The organism is Streptomyces sp. NPDC054813 (genome assembly GCF_053611365.1).
This window is the reverse complement of sequence record NZ_JBSHAF010000001.1, coordinates 610163-626469: the sequence shown is the minus strand read 5'-3', so window position 1 is coordinate 626469 and position 16307 is coordinate 610163. Positions and strand designations below refer to the sequence as shown.

General features: G+C 70.9%; 10 protein-coding genes. 3 read left to right on the top strand and 7 right to left on the bottom strand.

Going from position 1 to position 16307, the window contains the following annotated elements:
* Positions 1 to 143 precede the first annotated feature (143 nt).
* The 7 genes from ACWGJB_RS02710 to ACWGJB_RS02680 form a co-directional block, all read right to left on the bottom strand.
* Positions 144 to 1811, bottom strand: coding sequence for a histidinol-phosphatase (locus tag ACWGJB_RS02710; protein WP_453378456.1), 1668 nt, complete (start codon positions 1809 to 1811; stop codon positions 144 to 146).
* 23 nt (positions 1812 to 1834) lie between these two features.
* Positions 1835 to 3667, bottom strand: a complete 1833-nt coding sequence (locus ACWGJB_RS02705) for a LamG-like jellyroll fold domain-containing protein (RefSeq protein ID WP_453378455.1) — start codon at positions 3665 to 3667, stop codon at positions 1835 to 1837.
* A 49-nt stretch (positions 3668 to 3716) separates the two neighbouring features.
* The gene (locus tag ACWGJB_RS02700; protein WP_453378454.1) at positions 3717 to 6677 is read right to left on the bottom strand and encodes a glycoside hydrolase family 2 TIM barrel-domain containing protein; all 2961 of its coding nucleotides are present in this window, start codon (positions 6675 to 6677) and stop codon (positions 3717 to 3719) included.
* The gene (locus tag ACWGJB_RS02695; RefSeq protein WP_453378453.1) at positions 6674 to 7534 is read right to left on the bottom strand and encodes a carbohydrate ABC transporter permease; all 861 of its coding nucleotides are present in this window, start codon (positions 7532 to 7534) and stop codon (positions 6674 to 6676) included. The genes ACWGJB_RS02700 and ACWGJB_RS02695 overlap by 4 nt, the downstream gene beginning before the upstream one ends.
* A gap of 14 nt (positions 7535 to 7548) precedes the next feature.
* Positions 7549 to 8505 (bottom strand): carbohydrate ABC transporter permease, encoded by a 957-nt coding sequence (locus ACWGJB_RS02690; RefSeq protein WP_453378452.1) that lies wholly within the window; start codon positions 8503 to 8505, stop codon positions 7549 to 7551.
* On the bottom strand, positions 8505 to 9791 hold the full coding sequence (locus ACWGJB_RS02685) for an ABC transporter substrate-binding protein (protein WP_453378451.1): 1287 nt from the start codon (positions 9789 to 9791) through the stop codon (positions 8505 to 8507). Before ACWGJB_RS02685 ends, ACWGJB_RS02690 begins: the two co-directional genes overlap by 1 nt.
* Positions 9792 to 9865: 74 nt before the next feature.
* On the bottom strand, positions 9866 to 10885 hold the full coding sequence (locus ACWGJB_RS02680; protein ID WP_453378450.1) for a carbohydrate kinase family protein: 1020 nt from the start codon (positions 10883 to 10885) through the stop codon (positions 9866 to 9868).
* A gap of 126 nt (positions 10886 to 11011) precedes the next feature.
* On the opposite strand from ACWGJB_RS02680, the gene ACWGJB_RS02675 reads away from it, so the two are divergent.
* The 3 genes from ACWGJB_RS02675 to ACWGJB_RS02665 are packed head-to-tail and all read left to right on the top strand — an operon-like array spanning position 11012 to position 16212.
* Positions 11012 to 11776 carry a DeoR/GlpR family DNA-binding transcription regulator gene (locus ACWGJB_RS02675; protein WP_450764644.1) on the top strand — a complete coding sequence of 255 codons (765 nt, stop codon included), beginning with the start codon at positions 11012 to 11014 and terminating at the stop codon, positions 11774 to 11776.
* Complete coding sequence (locus ACWGJB_RS02670; RefSeq protein ID WP_453378449.1) at positions 11773 to 13110, top strand: 6-phospho-beta-glucosidase; 1338 nt, start codon at positions 11773 to 11775, stop codon at positions 13108 to 13110. The genes ACWGJB_RS02675 and ACWGJB_RS02670 overlap by 4 nt, the downstream gene beginning before the upstream one ends.
* 45 nt (positions 13111 to 13155) lie before the next feature.
* Positions 13156 to 16212 carry an alpha-mannosidase gene (locus tag ACWGJB_RS02665; RefSeq protein WP_453378448.1) on the top strand — a complete coding sequence of 1019 codons (3057 nt, stop codon included), beginning with the start codon at positions 13156 to 13158 and terminating at the stop codon, positions 16210 to 16212.
* Positions 16213 to 16307 lie beyond the last annotated feature (95 nt).

The window sequence follows — 16307 nt, the reverse complement described above, 5'->3', positions numbered from 1 at the left end:
CGCCCCGCGGCGCCCTCTTATGGCGCGCTCATAACGCGTGTGGCCACCCCCCGCCCCCCGCCCGCGGGGGGGGGGGGGGGGGCCCGGGGGGGGCGGGGGGGGGGGGGCCCCCCCCCCCCCCGCGCCCCTACGGGGCGCTCGGCTCAGCCCACCACGTCCACGAAGATCGGGTTCGAGTAGAACCACGTGTCCGCCCACGGGTCGCCGTTGCCCGGCTCGTGGGTGATCGGGCCGTGCGGATCGACGGACGCGCCCAGGTAGCCGGTGCCGTTCCGGTTGCCGTCGCTGCCCCGCAGCCGGACGTAGAAGGACTCGTCGCCCGCGGTGAGCGGGATGCGCAGGGTGTACGTGCCCTTGCGGCCGGACACGTCCTTCGTCTGGACGACCCTGGTGTCGGGTGCCTGCCAGGTGTCGCGGTCGGCGACCGGACCGCGCACCGCGCCCCGGATCACGTCCACCTGCGCCAACCGGGGCAGGATTCCCTGGGCGTTGACCCGGGACGCCGTCGTCACCGTCACGGTCAGGGTGATCCGCTCGCCCCTGCGGACCCGCAGCCGGCCGCCCAGGGTGACGCCGTGGCCGTGGTCGCAGTCCCGCTTCAGGCGGACGTCCAGGCCGTCCAGCAGATGCCCGTGGTCCAGCCACACCCGGCCCGCCCGCAGGCCCGCCATCACCGCGCGGTAGCCGTAGCGGGTGACGCCGACGTGAGTGCGGCTGAACTCGCCGGGCCAGAAGTCGCTGCCGGGCTGCGGGGTGTCGGTGTTCACCGGGTCGGGCAGCCTGCCGGTGTTGTCGAAGTTCTGTCCCGGCAGCCAGTCGCCGTTCTTCCAGGTGTCGAAGACCGTGCGGTGATTGTCGGAGTTGGTGGTGATGGTGAACAGACGACCCTCCGACAGCATCGCGTCCCACAGGCCGCCCACCGTCGCCGTAGCCCAGTCGAAACCGCCGTACGTCAGGTACGCGTCCGCCGGGTAGCCCGCCCAGGACTGCGCGGAGGGCTTGTTCTCGTACTCGCCGCGGATCGAGGTGGCACCGCGCCAGCCGGGGATCGCGGCACCCTGGGCGCCGGGCGCGCCCTCCATGCCGATCATGATCTCGGGGGCCGCGTCCCGCCAGTCGCGCATCTCGTACGGGGAGTCGATGCCGAGCCGCAGCGGGTGGTTGGCGAGGACGAGGACGTCGTCGACATAGCCCGTACGGCGCTGCTCGGCCAGCCACCGGATGGCCTTGACGGCGTGCGCCTCGTTGCGCGCGGTGTCCGCGTCGGCCGCACCGCCCTTGTCGTAGCCGAGCAGCTTGCCGTCGTAGGCCAATTCGAACTGCGTGAGCAGGTCGGTCTCGTGGCGGCCCGGCGCGGCGAACACGGTGGCGTGCTCGGCGGCCGGGATGTACCACTCCAGGCCCTGGAAGATCAGCTGGCGCGGGTTCTCCCGGCGGGCCCTGAGGATCTCCGCGTGCTCCAGCTTCGCGCCGTACTCGGCGTGCCCGAAGTTGGAGTGCTCGTTGAACACCATCCAGTCCAGGCCGAACCGGGCGGCTGCCTGGGCCTGCTGGGAGAACGTGTACTTCGCGTCGTGGCTGTACACGGAGTGGACGTGGTGGTCGCCGACCAGGTAGGCGAGGCGGGGGTCGTCGCCGCCGAAGCCCCGTCCGGTGGAGGCCAGCGCGGGGGTGGCCGCCGACCCGAGGGCGAACGCGGCGCCGAACAGGCCGGCGCGGCGCAGGAGTGCGCGTCGGGACACGCCCTGGGCGTCCAGATCGGCGGGGGAGACGGCGGGATCGGCCCAGCTGGGCAGCTGCTGCTCGGTCATGATGAGGATCCTCGTAACGGGGCTCAGTGGGTCATGAAGGAGGAGACGGGCAGTGCCCGGGAGACGATCCGGACGTCGCCGAGGCGGCCGTGCAGGATCTGGTCGATCCTGTCCGCGTACTCGTAGCCGCCGAGCAGCCAGGCCTTCCCGGACGAGGCGATGCCGATCGCGGCGGCGTGCGGGTTGCGGGCCACCGGGCAGCCCTGGACGTACATCGTGGTGTGCCGTCCGTCGTTGACGACGGCGAGGTGCCACCAGGTCTCGCGGGCGGTCTCGTCGCCCCAGTTGGTGACCAGCTGCTGCTGGTTGAGCGGGTGCATCGCCCACTGCGGGCCCGGCCCGTCGGAGATGGACAGGGTGGCGAGCGGCTCGTCCGGGTCGTCGGTGACCGTGCCGACCGAGCCGTTGCGGCCGGTCCGGCTGACCAGGCCCGACCAGGCGTTGTGCGAGGCGTCCCAGTCGGCGGGCAGCCGGTAGAACGCCTCGATGGTGTAACCGTCCTCGAACGTCGCCGAGTTGAGCGGGGCGCCGTCGATCGTCCTCAGATACGCGCCCTGCAGCGGCGACTTGTAGCCGGTGAACTCCAGGCTGCCGTGGCCCGGCTGGTCCGGGTGGTGGTCCGCCGACCAGCCGAGGGTGCCGCCGCCCACCGAGACCACGGTGAGGTCGTTGCCGTGGCCGGACAGGTCACGGACCGTGCCGGAGACCGCCGAGTCGAACCGCCAGTAGGCGGCCGTGCCCCGGACCAGCAGCTGCGAGGCGGGCCGCGCCGGACGGGCCGGCACCGGGGCGAAGCCGGCGAAGCGGTCCTCGAAGTCGATGTCGACGGAGAAGCGGTCGCCGTCGCCGCTCAGCTCCATCTCCTGCCGCTCCAGCTCGTTGAGGCCTTTCTTGGCCCGGCCGAGGATCCACGGCGAGACCGTCTCCACGTCGATGACGTTCCGGTCCAGGTCGAAGTGGTAGAGACGGATCATCGCCGCGCCGCCGAAGTAGCGGTTCTGGTAGTTCGTCAGGTGCAGGTGCACGTCGTTGCCGGCCGCGTTCTTGCGGGTGGCGCGGCGGGCCGGCCAGAAGTGGCCGTTCAGGGTGAGGAAGATCTGGTCGTGCTCGTTGACCAGCTGGTCCCACAGCTGCTGCCCGTAGTCCGACAACGTGTCGTCGTCCACGACCAGTTCGTGGGTGGTGAGGACGACCGGCGCCTTCGGGTGCCGGGCGATGACGTCCTTCGCCCAGGCGTACCCCTTCGCCGACAGCCGCCAGTCCAGCGCCAGCACCAGCCACTCGCGCCCGGCCGCCCGGAACAGGTGGTAGGTGTTGTAGCCGTCCGAAGAGGCCCCGCCGAACGTGGGCTTGCCCTTGAAGCGCTGCGGCCCGAAGGCGTCCAGGTACGGCGTGTCCCCGCGCTGGTCGTCCGTGGACGACCTGATGTCGTGGTTGCCGGCCAGCACGCTGTAGCCGACCCCGCGCCGGTCCAGGAGCCCGAAGGCCTTGCTGATCGCCGCGAACTCCTCCTCGGCGCCGTTCTGCGTGAGGTCGCCCAGATGGCTCAGGAAGACGATGTTCGCGTCGGATTCGCCGCCCTGCTCCAGGAGATACCGCAGGGACGCCTCGATCGGCGCCGGGTTGATGCTCGGCCCGTCGAAGAGGTACTGGGTGTCGGGCATCACCGCGAGGGTGAAGCGACGGCTCTCCGGATCGGGCCGCCGGCCGGAGCCGGCGGACGCCTCGGCGACGGCAGGCAGCGCGACCCCCGCCGTGGCGGCGGCGCCGAGGAGCGCGGTGGCCCTCAGGAAGTTGCGTCTGCCGGCTCCGGCCTGTGCGGCCTCGCCCTGGGCGTGGTCATGCGACGTACACACGTGTGCTCCGTGGATGACGAGAAGTGACGGCGGAGGGCGTGGGGGGATCTCAGAGGACGCGCAGGGTCCAGCTCCAGCGGTGGACGCCCGGTGCGACGAGGTAGGAGGGGAAGGTGTCGGGACCGCACGAGGCCGTACCGAGGCCCCGGTGTGCGGCGTCGATGTGGACCACGCAGCCGGCCCGGGGTACGAGTTGGTCGTGGTGGGTGACGGCGGTGAGGTCCTCGGCGCGGTAGCGGGTGACGGATACCTGGCGGGGTTCGTCCAGCTCGACCGCGAGTCCGGTGGCGTCCGGCGCCGACAGCGTGAACCGTCGTACGCCATGGCGGCCACCGCTCTCCTGGGGCCGCAGATAGGGGGTGAACAGCTCGTCCACGGGGAGCGAGTGGTGGCCGACCGGGGCGCCGGCGGCACGGTCCGGGTACGACTCCCAGGGACCCTGACCGAACCACTCCAGCAGATCCAGCCCGGCCACCGTCTCGAAGACCGAGCCGACCCGGGCCACGTCGTCGAACTCCGCGGGCAGCTCGGCCGACTCCTCGACCCGGATGCCGCCCGCGACCGCGGTGAACTCCTGCCGGTGCCGGACGACTCCCGTCGTACCGGCGTACTCGGCGAGCACGGTCACCCGCCCCCAGCCTTCGGCCGGGGGGACCCCCGTCCCGCTTCGTTCGTGTTCCCGGTGCACCGAGACCGTCTTGCGCACCAGGCTGTCCAGACCCCAGGCCCGCCAGCGCGGCGCGATCCCGCCCAGTTCGTCGTTGTCGGTGGGCGCCCGCCACAGGGACAGCGTCGGCGCGGCCGTCAGCATGGGGTGCAGCAGCAGGCCCTCGCCGTCCACCTCGACCCGCGTCCCGCCCGGGACGGCCGCCTTCACCGGGTCGGGGGCCCGCAGCCGGATCTGCGGTGCACACACCTCCGTACCGGCCGGCGCCCAGGCCTGGTCCTCGGCCGTGACCACGCGCAGCGTCAGCCATGCCTCCCCGCCGCCCGCCGGCACCTCGAAGGGCAGCGGTACGGCCACGGTCTCGCCGGGGCACAGCTCCGGCAGCTCGGCCGGACCGGTCAGGGTACGGCCGTCGGCCAGCGCCAGCTCCCAGGTGCCCGTCAGCCAGTCGAAGCCCCGGAAGTGCTGGTGGTTGGCGAGCACGATGCCCTCGTGCCGGAAGCACCGGATGCGGACCGGCGCCGCGATCTCCCGGTGCTCGTACATCGCGGGCTTGGGGGTCCGGTCGGGGAAGACCATGCCGTCCGCGACGAACGCCCCGTCGTGCAGGGCCTCGCCGAAGTCGCCGCCGTACGCCCAGCGGTGGCCGGGCGCGGCGACACCGTTGTCGTACAGTCCGGCGCCCGCGCGCCCGACCGGTCTACCGTCGCTCACCCGCTGGAGAATTCCGTGGTCCCAGAACTCCCAGATGAACCCGCCCTGAAGACCCGGAGTGGACTCGATGGCAGCCCAGTGGTCGGCCAGCGTGCCGTTGCTGTTGCCCATGGCGTGCGAGTACTCGCACTGGATCAGCGGTTTCGTCTGCTCCCCGGACAGCGCGTGCGCCACGCAGTCCTCCAACGGCGCGTACATCGGGCACGCGATGTCGGAGGCCACGTCCGGGTCCGCCCAGCCCCGCTTGGCCGCCCCCTCGTACTGGATCGGCCGGGTCGGGTCGTGCCGCCGCACCCAGCCCGCCGCCGCGTCGTGGTTCGCCCCGTAGTCGGACTCGTTGCCCAGCGACCAGATGATGACCGACGGATGGTTCTTGTCCCGCAGCACCATGCGCGAGAGCCGGTCCACGAAGGCGTTGAGATAGCGCGGGTCGTCGGCGATCTCGTGCGCGTGGTCGTGGGACTCGATGTCGGCCTCGTCGACGACGTAGAAGCCCAGCTCGTCGGCGAGGTCGTAGAGCGCGGGGTCGTTCGGGTAGTGCGAGGTGCGGATCGCGTTGAAGCCGAACCGCTTCAGCACCACCAGGTCCGCGCGCATGTCGTCGTACGACACCGTGCGCCCGGTGAGGGGGTGGAAGTCGTGCCGGTTGACGCCGCGAACGAAGATCCGCTCGCCGTTGACCAGCAGGTCCCGGCCGACGATCTCGACGTCCCGGAAGCCGACGCGGTGGTACGACGTGTCGGCGACCGTGCCGTCCGCGCGGTGCAGCCGGACGGTCAGCCCGTACAGCTCGGGCTGCTCCGCGTTCCAGGTGCGCACCTCAGGCACGGTGGCGTGGATGCGGGCCTCGCCCATGAAGTCGGAGACCCGGTCGTCCTCGGCGTTGAGCCGGTCGAACTCGGCGTCCTGTGCGAGGGGTTCACCGTCCAGGTCGCCGGTGACGTACCAGCCGTCCGGGAGCGCACCGCCGTGGTCCCGTACGGCGCAGTCCACCCGCAGCTCGCCGTCCCGCCGCGCCCGCACGGTCACGTCCGCGAGATACAGCGGGTCGGTCGCGTACAGCAGCACGGAGCGGGTGATCCCGCCGTGCCACCAGTGGTCCTGGTCCTCGATGTGCGAGGCGTCCGACCACTTGACGACGGTGAGCCGCAGGACCGACCGCTCGCCGGGGCGTACGGCCTCGGTGAGGTCGAACCCGGCGGCCAGATGGGAGTCCTTGGAGATGCCCACGGGCCGCCCGTCCACGTGCACGAGGAGCACGCTCTCGGCGGCCCCGACCTGGAGGACGATCCGGCGGCCGGCCCAGTCGGCGGGGATGACCAGGTGCCGCTCGTACACACCGGTCGGGTTGGCGGCGGGCGACCACGGAGGGAACTCCGGGTACGGCATCCGCACGTTCGTGTACTGCGGCAGGTCGTCCGTGTCCTGGAGGGTCCACGCACCGGGGACGTACGCGGTCGACCATGTCTCCTCGACCGGCGCGTCCGGGGCCGGCAGCAGCTGGAAGCGCCACTCGCCGTCCAGGGACAGCGCCCCCGGACGGCGGTCGACGGCGTTCATCGGCAACCGCCCCCAGGAGGTCACCTCGGGTGCCTCCCAGGGGCGGACGGCCACCAGCGGGTCCGTCACTTGATGGCTCCCTTGGCCAGGTCGCCGATGATCTGACGGGCGCCGACCGCGAACACGATCAGCAGCGGGACGAGGGCGAGCAGTGCGCCGGTCATGACCATTCCGTAGTCGGTGGTGCCGTGGGTGCCGTTGAGCTGGGACAGCGCGACCTGGAGGGTGACGTTGTCCGGGTTGGTGAGGGCGATCAGGGGCCAGGCGTAGTCGTTCCACTGGCCCATGAAGGTGAAGATGCCGAGGAAGGCGAGGCCCGGCCGGACCACCGGGAGGGCCACGTGCCAGTACTGACGGAGGAAGTTGGCCCCGTCGATGCGGGAGGCGTCGAGGAGTTCGTCGTGGATGGCGCCCTTCATGTACTGGCGCATCCAGAAGATGCCGAACGCGTTGGCCGCCGCCGGCACGATCAGCGAGGTCATCGAGCCGATCCAGCCCAGCTTCGCCATGATCACGAACTGCGGGATGGCGGACAGCTGGGCCGGCACCATGAAGATGACCATCAGCAGGGCGAACAGCACGTTCTTGCCCGGGAAGGCGAACTTGGCGAAGACGAAGGCCGCCAGCGAGTCGAAGAACAGGACCAGGAAGGTCACCGAGCCCGCGACCAGCAGCGAGTTCCACATCGACCCGAAGAATTCGATGTTGTCGAAGAGGCTGCGGGCGTTCTCCAGGAAGTGCGAGCCGGGCACCAGCTTCGGCGGGTAGGAGAAGATCTCCGACGAGGTGTGCGTCGACATGATCACGGCCCAGTAGAACGGGAAGGCCGAGAGCAGCAGACCGACGATCAGGACGGCGTGCAGGGCGATACCGCGGCCGCGGGTGCCCTTGATGGCCCTGGGGCGGGTTGTGCGTATGGATGCCATGGTGTGCGGCCTCCCTAGTCTTCGCCCCGGCGCTGCACCAGGCGCCAGTTGATGATCGAGAAGATGATGACGACGAGGAAGATGCCCCAGGCCACGGCGGCGCCGTAGCCGAAGTCGTTGTTGTCGAAGGTCTGCTGGAAGAAGTAGAGGACCATGGTCTGGCCGGCGTGGCCCGGACCGCCCGCGAACGTCGAGTCGTTGGCGGTGGTCTGGAGCAGGACCTGTGGTTCGGAGAAGCTCTGCAGCCCGGTGACGGTCGACACGACGAGCACGAACAGCAGCACCGGCCGCATCATCGGCAGCGTGATCCGGAAGAAGGTCTGCATCGGCCCGGCGCCGTCCATGCGGGCCGCTTCGTACAGTTCGCCGGGGATCGTCTGCAGTCCGGCGAGGAAGATGATCGCGTTGTAGCCGGTCCACTGCCAGGTCATCAGCGTGGCGATGGCGACCTTGATGCCCCACGGGGTGTTCAGCCAGGCGACCTGGTCGACTCCCACCGCCTGCAGGAAGGCGTTCACCAGGCCGAAGTTGGTGGAGAACACCGAGCCGAAGATGATCGCGATCGCGACCACCGAGGTGACGTTGGGCAGGAAGTAGGCGAACCGGTAGACGTTCTTGAAGCGGACCGCCGAGTTGAGCATCACGGCCGTCACCATCGCCAGAAAGATCATGGGGAAGGTGGCGAGCGCCCAGATGACGATCGTGTTCCCGACCGCGGTCCAGAAGTCGGTGTCGCTCACCAGGTACCGGTACTGCGACAGGCCGGCCCACTCCATCGAGCCGAGGCCGTCCCAGCGGTGCAGGGAGACGTAGAGCGAGAAGCCGACCGGGATCAGGCCGAAGCAGAGGAAGAGGAGGTAGAAGGGGGAGATCGCGGCGTAGAGGTGCCAGTACTTGCGGAATCCGGTACGGGGACCGGCCGTGGTGGTCCGTTCCACGGTCGCCGGGGGCTTCTCCAGTGCGGTGGCCATCAGTAGCTCACCCCCAGGTGCTTGGCGATGCGCCGGCACTTGCTCATGGCGTCCTTCCAGGCCTGCTCGGGGTTCTTGCCGAGGACGCCGACGTTCTTGATCTCGTCCTTGAGGGGCTGCGAGAGCGCCACGTCGAACGGGCTGTTGTAGGCGACCGCGATCTTCTGCGCGGCGGGCCCGAAGACGTCCATCGTCACCTGGCCGCCGAAGAACGGGTCGGGCGCGCGCAGGGTCTTCATGTCGTACGACGCGGGGGTGGACGGGAAGAGTCCCGCGTCCACGAAGCCCTGTGCCTGGTTGGCCGCGTTCAGCATCCAGGCGATGATCCGGAACGCCTGCTCGGGCTCGCGGCACTCCTTGGTGATCGACAGGAAGGAACCGCCGTTGTTGGACGGCCGTACCGGCATCTGGGCCACCCGCCAGCGGCCCTTGGTCTTCGGGACGCCGGTCTTGATGTCGTTGGTGGCCCAGGAGGCGTTGAGCTGACTGGGCAGCTTGCCGTCCTGGAGCGCGGAGAGCTGGTCGGGCGTTCCGCTGACCAGGTCCGAGACGATCCCCCGCTGCTTCGCCTCCACGGCCAGTGCCCAGGCCCGGCGGACGTGGTCCTGGTCGCCGATGAAGTGCCGGTCCTTGTCGACGTACCGTTGGCTGCCCTGCTGCACCACGTTCTCGAAGACCGCGTTGACGTCAGAGAGCAGACAGGTCCCCGGGAGCCGCTTCTTCAGCTGCTCGCCGGCGGCGAAGAACTTCTCCCAGGTGTTCAGCTCGGTGGAGACGTCGTCGGGTTCGTAGGGCAGTCCGGCCTTCCGGAAGACCTGGTACTGGTAGAAGTGGGCGACCGGGCCGCAGTCGATCGGGAAGCCGACCATGGTGCCGTCGTCGGCGATGCCCTGGTCCCACTTCCAGGACAGGAACTGGCTCTTGTACTTGTCCGCGCCCAGCGTGCGCAGGTCCACGAACTGGTTCGCGTTGGGCAGGTAGGACGCCATGTCCTCGCCCTTGAGTCCCGCGATGTCCGGGATGTGGGCCCGGCCGGTCATCGTGGTGAGCAGCTTCGACCGGTAGTAGCCGCCGATCTTGATGGCCTGCAGATCGACGTTCGCGTCGTAGCGGGCCTTGGCGTTCTTGATGACCGTGTCGCCGAGGCCGCCGTCCCAGTACCACAGGACCATGTTCCGGCCGGTGGAACCGGTCGGAACGGCACAGCCGGATGCCAGGCCGCCGAGCGCCGTGGCGGCCGTACCGGCCAGGCCCGCGCGCAGCAGGCCTCTACGTGAGAGCCGCACAGCTCCCACCGCCTTTCGGATCTTTCGGATCTGTTCGGGACTTTCACATGGAGCGTGGGGGGTGGCGTGGGGGCTCAGTACTGCCGTGCGGGGGGTGTGACGGGTGCGTGGCGGACGGGCGGGCCGGGGTCGGCCGGCAGCCGGTCCGTGAGGAAGCCGTAGGCGCGTTTCAGGTCCGGGTCGGTGAGCGAGCGCCACCAGCGGTCGACGCCGTACCAGCCGGGGGCGGCCAGCGCCCCGCCGTGGTGGCCGACGGAGAGACCGGCGGCGAGTACGGCGAACCGCAGCCGTTCGTCCAGCGGCCAGCCGCCGAGCGAGGCGGCGACGAAGCTCGCCCCGAAGACGTCGCCGGCGCCCGTCGCGTCGAGGACGTCCACGGCGAGGGCCGGGACCTCCGCGAACTCGCCGGTGGTCTGGTCGACGGCCACCGCGCCGTCCCCGCCGCGGGTCACCACGGCCACCGGGACCAGTTCGGCGAGGGTGCCGAGGGCCGCGACCGCGCTGTCGGTGCGGGTGTAGGCCATCGCCTCGGTCTCGTTGGGGAGGAAGGCGTGGCACAGGGCGAGCTGGTCGAGGAGGTCGCGGGACCACTGCTGGGTGGGGTCCCAGCCGACGTCGGCGTAGATCCGGGTGCCGTTCGCGGCGGCCTTGGCGATCCACTCGCGGGGTTCGGCCTCGATGTGCACGAGGGCGGTGCGGGCCTCGGGCGGGTCGCCCATCAGCACGTCCTGCGAGTACGGCGGCTCCGAACCATGGGTGACCAGGGCCCGGTCCTGTCCGTGGGCGAGGGCGACGGTGACCGGGGTGGGCCAGTCGTCCGCGATCCGGGAGAGGGAGAGGTCGACGCCTTCCTGCCCGGCGAGGACCTCCTGGCAGTAGGCGCCGTAGAAGTCGTCGCCGAAGACCGTGGCCAGCGAGGTGCGCAGGCCGAAGCGGGACGCCGCCACCGCGAGGTTCGCGATGCCGCCGGGGCCGCAGCCCATGCCGGCCGTCCAGACCTCCTCGCCGGGTGTCGGCGGCTTCCCGAGCCCCGTGAGGACGAGGTCGTAGAAGAGCAGCCCGGTCAGCAGCACATCGGGCATGTCGTCGTCCACACGCCACCCTCTCGTCAAAACTCGTCAATTTCGATGACGGAATCGTGCGCTGCCACGCGAGATTGGTCAATACACGAGCAGAACTGAGCATAGAAATGATTGAAGATGACGAGTAGTGTTCGTCGCGTGCTGGCAGAACGACGACATCAACTCATCCTGCGGGCCCTGCGCTCGGGCGGTCCCGCGGCCGTGACCGATCTCTCCGAGCAACTGGGTGTGAGCCCCGCCACCGTCAGGCGTGACCTGCTGAAGCTGGAGGAGGAGGGGCTGCTGACGCGGGTGCACGGCGGTGCCGTCGCCGACGAGGGGGACCAGCCCTTCGCCGAGGTCGCCGAGGTGCGGGTCGCGGAGAAGGACGCCATAGCGGCGCGCGCGGCGGCCCTGGTCGCGGACGGCCAGTCGGTCCTCCTGGACATCGGCACCACCGCCTACCGGCTGGCCCGCCAGCTGCACGGCCGCCGGCTCACCGTCATCACCAGCAACCTGGTGGTCTACGAGGAGCTCGCCGACGACGAGGGCATCGAGCTGGTGCTGCTCGGTGGCATGGTCCGCCGCGAGTACCGCTCCCTGGTCGGCTTCCTCACCGAGGACAACCTGCGCCAGCTGCACGCCGACTGGCTCTTCCTCGGCACCAGCGGGGTGCGCCCCGGCGGGCAGGTGATGGACACGACCGTCGTGGAGGTGCCGGTCAAGCGGGCGATGATCAAGGCGAGCGACAAGGTGGTGCTGCTCGCCGATGCCGCCAAGTTCCCGGGTACGGGCATGGCGAAGGTCTGCGGTCCCGAGGACCTGGACCTGGTGGTGACCAACGCGCCGGTCGACCCGGCGACCCGGTCCGCCCTGGAGGAGGCCGGTGTCGACGTGGTCCTGGCAGGAAAGGCTCAAGCGTGAAACTGACCATTCTGGGCGGCGGCGGATTCCGGGTGCCGCTCGTGTATGGGGCGCTCCTGACGGACCGCGGCGAAGGCCGGGTCACCGAGGTCGTGCTGCACGACCTCGACGCCGGACGGCTCTCCGCGGTCGCCCGGGTCCTGGCCGAACAGGCGGCCGGTGTCCCCGACGCGCCCACCGTGACCGCCACCACCGACCTCGACGAGGCCCTGCGCGGGGCCGACTTCGTCTTCTCCGCGATCCGCGTCGGCGGCCTGGCGGGCAGGGCGGACGACGAGCGGGTGGCCCTCGCCGAGGGCGTCCTCGGCCAGGAGACGGTCGGCGCGGGAGGCATCGCCTACGGCCTGCGGACCGTCCCCGTCGCCGTCGACATCGCCCGCCGGGTGGCCCGGCTCGCCCCCGACGCCTGGGTCATCAACTTCACCAACCCCGCCGGACTGGTCACCGAGGCCATGTCCCGCCACCTCGGCGACCGCGTCATCGGCATCTGCGACTCGCCGGTCGGCCTCGGCCGCCGTATCGCCCGAGTGCTCGGCGCGAACCCGCGCGAGGCCTGGATCGACTACGTCGGCCTCAACCACCTCGGCTGGGTGCGCGGCCTGCGCGTCGCCGGCCGCGACGAACTCCCGCGCCTGCTCGCCGACCCCGGCCTGCTCGGCTCCTTCGAGGAGGGCAAGCTCTTCGGCGTCGACTGGCTCCAGTCCCTCGGCGCGATCCCCAACGAGTACCTGCACTACTACTACTTCAACCGCGAGGCCGTCCGCGCCTACCAGCAGGCCGAGAAGACCCGCGGTGCCTTCCTGCGCGACCAGCAGGCGCACTTCTACGAGGAGGTCCGGGACCCCGGGGCCAAGGCCCTGGCGGCCTGGGACCGCACCCGCGCCGAGCGCGAGGCGACCTACATGTCGGAGAACCGGGAGACCGCCGGCGCCGGCGAGCGTGACGCCGACGATCTGTCCGGCGGGTACGAGAAGGTCGCCCTGGCGCTGATGCGGGCCATCGCCCGTGACGAGCGCACCACCCTGATCCTCAACGTCCGCAACCGCGGCACCCTCGCGGTGCTCGACGCCGAGGCCGTCATCGAGGTGCCCTGTCTGGTCGACGCCAACGGCGCCCACCCGGTCGCCGTCGATCCGCTTCCTGATCACGCCACCGGTCTTGTCTGCTCGGTCAAGGCGGTCGAGCGCGAGGTGCTGGCCGCCGCCGAGTCCGGCTCCCGCACGACGGCCGTGAAGGCGTTCGCGCTGCACCCGCTGGTCGACTCGGTGAACGTGGCCCGGCGGCTGGTGGAGGGGTACACCGAGGTCCACCCCGGCCTCGCGTATCTTAAGTAGCCAGTCGCTCGGAAAGCGCTTTCCATCCCTCTTCTGGAGACTTCCATGCACGACGAACGCCGCCGGATCGAGGAGCGCGTAGAGCGCCTCCACAACCAGCGCATCAAGCCCGCGATCCACGCGGCCGCCGTTCCCTTCGAGGTGTCCGCCTGGCAGGCCCCCGGGGAGCCGGTGCCCTTCGAGGAGGCCGCGGCCGCCCCGTACGAGCCGTTCGCGATGGACACCCCGTGGGGCCCGCCGTGGGGGACCACCTGGTTCCGGATGCGCGGCCGGGTGCCCGCCGGGTTCGCGGGCCGCCGGGTCGAGGCCGTCATCGACCTCGGCTTCGTGGGCGACTGGCCCGGCAACCAGGCCGAGGCCCTGGTCCACCTCGCCGACGGGACCCCGCTGAAGGCGGTCAACCCGCTCAACCAGTACGTGGCCATCGCCAACCCGGCGGCCGGCGGCGAGGTCATCGACTACCTGGTCGAGGCCGCCTCCAACCCCGACATCCTGGCCAACGACTTCGCCGCGCCGACCCCCCTCGGCGACGTGCTGACGGCCGGCGACAAGCCGCTCTACACCTTCAAGCGGGCCGACATCGCCGTCCTGGACGAGGAGGTCTTCCACCTCGACCTGGACGTCCAGGTGCTGCGCGAGCTGATGCTGGAGCTCGGCGAGCACGACCCGCGCCGGCACGAGATCATGCACGCCCTCGACCACGCGATGGACCTGCTCGACCTGGACGACATCGCCGGCTCGGCCGCCGTTGTGCGCGCGGCCCTGAAGCCGGCGCTGTCGAAGCCCGCGCACGCCAGCGCCCACCGCATCTCCGGCGTCGGCCACGCGCACATCGACTCGGCGTGGCTCTGGCCGATCCGCGAGACCAAGCGCAAGACCTCCCGGACCTTCTCCAACGTCACCTCGCTGGCCGACGAGTACGAGGAGTTCGTCTTCGCCTGCTCGCAGGCCCAGCAGTACGAGTGGGTGCGCGACAACTACCCGCAGGTCTGGGCCCGGATCCAGGAGTCGGTCAAGAAGGGCCAGTGGGCGCCGGTCGGCGGCATGTGGGTGGAGTCCGACGGCAACCTGCCGGGCGGCGAGGCGGTCGCCCGCCAGTTCGTCCACGGCAAGCGCTTCTTCATGGAGCACTTCGGTGTCGAGACCAAGGGGGTGTGGCTGCCGGACTCCTTCGGCTACAACGCGGCCTACCCGCAGATCGCCAAGCTCGCCGGCAACGAGTGGTTCCTGACCCAGAAGATCTCCTGGAACCAGACCAACAAGTTCCCCCACCACACCTTCTGGTGGGAGGGCATCGACGGCACCCGCATCTTCACCCACTTCCCGCCCGTCGACACCTACAACGCCCGCTTCAGCGGCGAGGAGATGTCCCGCGCGGTCCGCAACTACGCCGAGAAGGGCGGCGCCACCCGCTCGCTGGCCCCCTTCGGCTGGGGCGACGGCGGTGGCGGCCCCACCCGCGAGATCATGGAACGGGCGCGCCGTCTCAAGGACCTGGAGGGCTCCCCGCGCGTCGAGGTCGAGCACCCGGACGCCTTCTTCGCCAAGGCCCGCGCCGAGTACGAGGACGCGCCGGTCTGGGTCGGCGAGCTCTACCTGGAGCTGCACCGCGCCACCTACACCTCCCAGGCCCGCACCAAGCAGGGCAACCGACGCAGCGAGCACAAGCTGCGCGAGGCCGAGCTGTGGGCGACGACGGCCGCACTGCACGCGCCCGGCTACCGCTACCCGCACGAGAAGCTCGACCGGCTCTGGAAGACGGTCCTGCTCCACCAGTTCCACGACATCCTGCCGGGCTCCTCGATCGCCTGGGTGCACCGCGAGGCCGAGGCCGAGTACGCGCGTGTCGCTCAGGAGCTGGAGGTGCTCACCGCCGAGGCGATCACCGCGCTCGGGGGCGGCACCGCCCGGGTCTTCAACACCAGCCCCTACGACCGCGCCGAGGTCGTCCGCGACAGCGCGGGCACCCCGGTGTACGTCGAGGTCCCCGCGAGCGGCAGCGCGCCGCTGACGGGCGCCCCCCAGGCCCCGCAGCCGGTGACGGTCGACGGCCGGATCATCGACAACGGACTCGTCCGGGTGGAGATCGCCGAGGACGGCACCCTGTCGTCCGTGTACGACCTCCGGGCGAACCGCGAGGTCCTGGCCGGCCAGGGCAACCTGCTCCGCCTGCACACCGACCTCCCCAACTACTGGGACGCCTGGGACGTCGACAAGCACTACAAGAACCGCTACACGGACCTGCTGGACCCCTCGGAGATCACGGTCGTCGACGCGGACCCGTTGCTCGGCGCCATCCGTGTCACCCGTCCCTTCGGCAACGGCTCGAAGATCACCCAGACGGTCACCGTCCGCGCGGGCAGCCCGCGGATCGACTTCGAGACGGACATCGACTGGCACGAGGCCGAGAAGTTCCTCAAGGCCGGGTTCCCGGTGGACATCCGTGCCGCGCACTCCTCCGCGGAGATCCAGTTCGGCCACGTCCAGCGGCCCACGCACACCAACACCACCTGGGAGGCGGCCCGCTTCGAGGTCTCCGGCCACCGCTGGGTGCACCTCGCGGAGCCCGGCTACGGCGTCGCGGTCATCAACGACTCGACCTACGGCCACGACGTCTCCCGCACGGTCCGCGAGGACGGAGGTACGACCACCACGGTCCGCCTCTCCCTGGTCCGCGCCCCGCGCGTCCCGGACCCGGGCGCCGACCAGGGCCGGCACCGCATCACCTACTCCCTGCTTCCCGGCGCGAGCATCGGGGACGCGGTCGCCGAGGGCTACGCCCTCAACCTCCCGCTCCGGGTGGCCGACGCGGCGGGTGCGCCGGAGCCGGTCGTCTCCGTCTCCGGCGACGGGGTGACGATCGAGGCGGTCAAGCTCGCCGACGACGCCTCCGGCGATGTAGTGGTCCGGCTCTACGAGTCCCGCGGCGGCCGCGCCCAGGGCGTCCTGCGCACCGGCTTCCCGCTCGCGGGCGCCCAGGTGACCGACCTGCTGGAGCGGCCTCTGGAGGACGCCTCCGTCGACGGCGACACCGTCTCCGTGGAACTGCGGCCCTTCCAGATCCTGACGCTCCGACTGCGGCGGACGGGCACCGGCCAGTAGCCCCCGGGGGAGTGTGGGGGGGGGGTGGGGTGGGGCGTTTTGAGCCGGGTCTATCCGTTCGACGATGCGGCGACGGCCCGGGCTGTCATCGACGA

Bases quoted from the DNA above. Each gene is read 5' to 3' on its own strand.
- ACWGJB_RS02710 (WP_453378456.1), bottom strand. From the start codon at position 1,811: ATGACCGAGCAGCAGCTGCCCAGCTGGGCCGATCCCGCCGTCTCCCCC.
- ACWGJB_RS02695 (WP_453378453.1), bottom strand. From the start codon at position 7,534: ATGGCATCCATACGCACAACCCGCCCCAGGGCCATCAAGGGCACCCGC.
- ACWGJB_RS02690 (WP_453378452.1), bottom strand. From the start codon at position 8,505: ATGGCCACCGCACTGGAGAAGCCCCCGGCGACCGTGGAACGGACCACC.
- ACWGJB_RS02665 (WP_453378448.1), top strand. From the start codon at position 13,156: ATGCACGACGAACGCCGCCGGATCGAGGAGCGCGTAGAGCGCCTCCAC.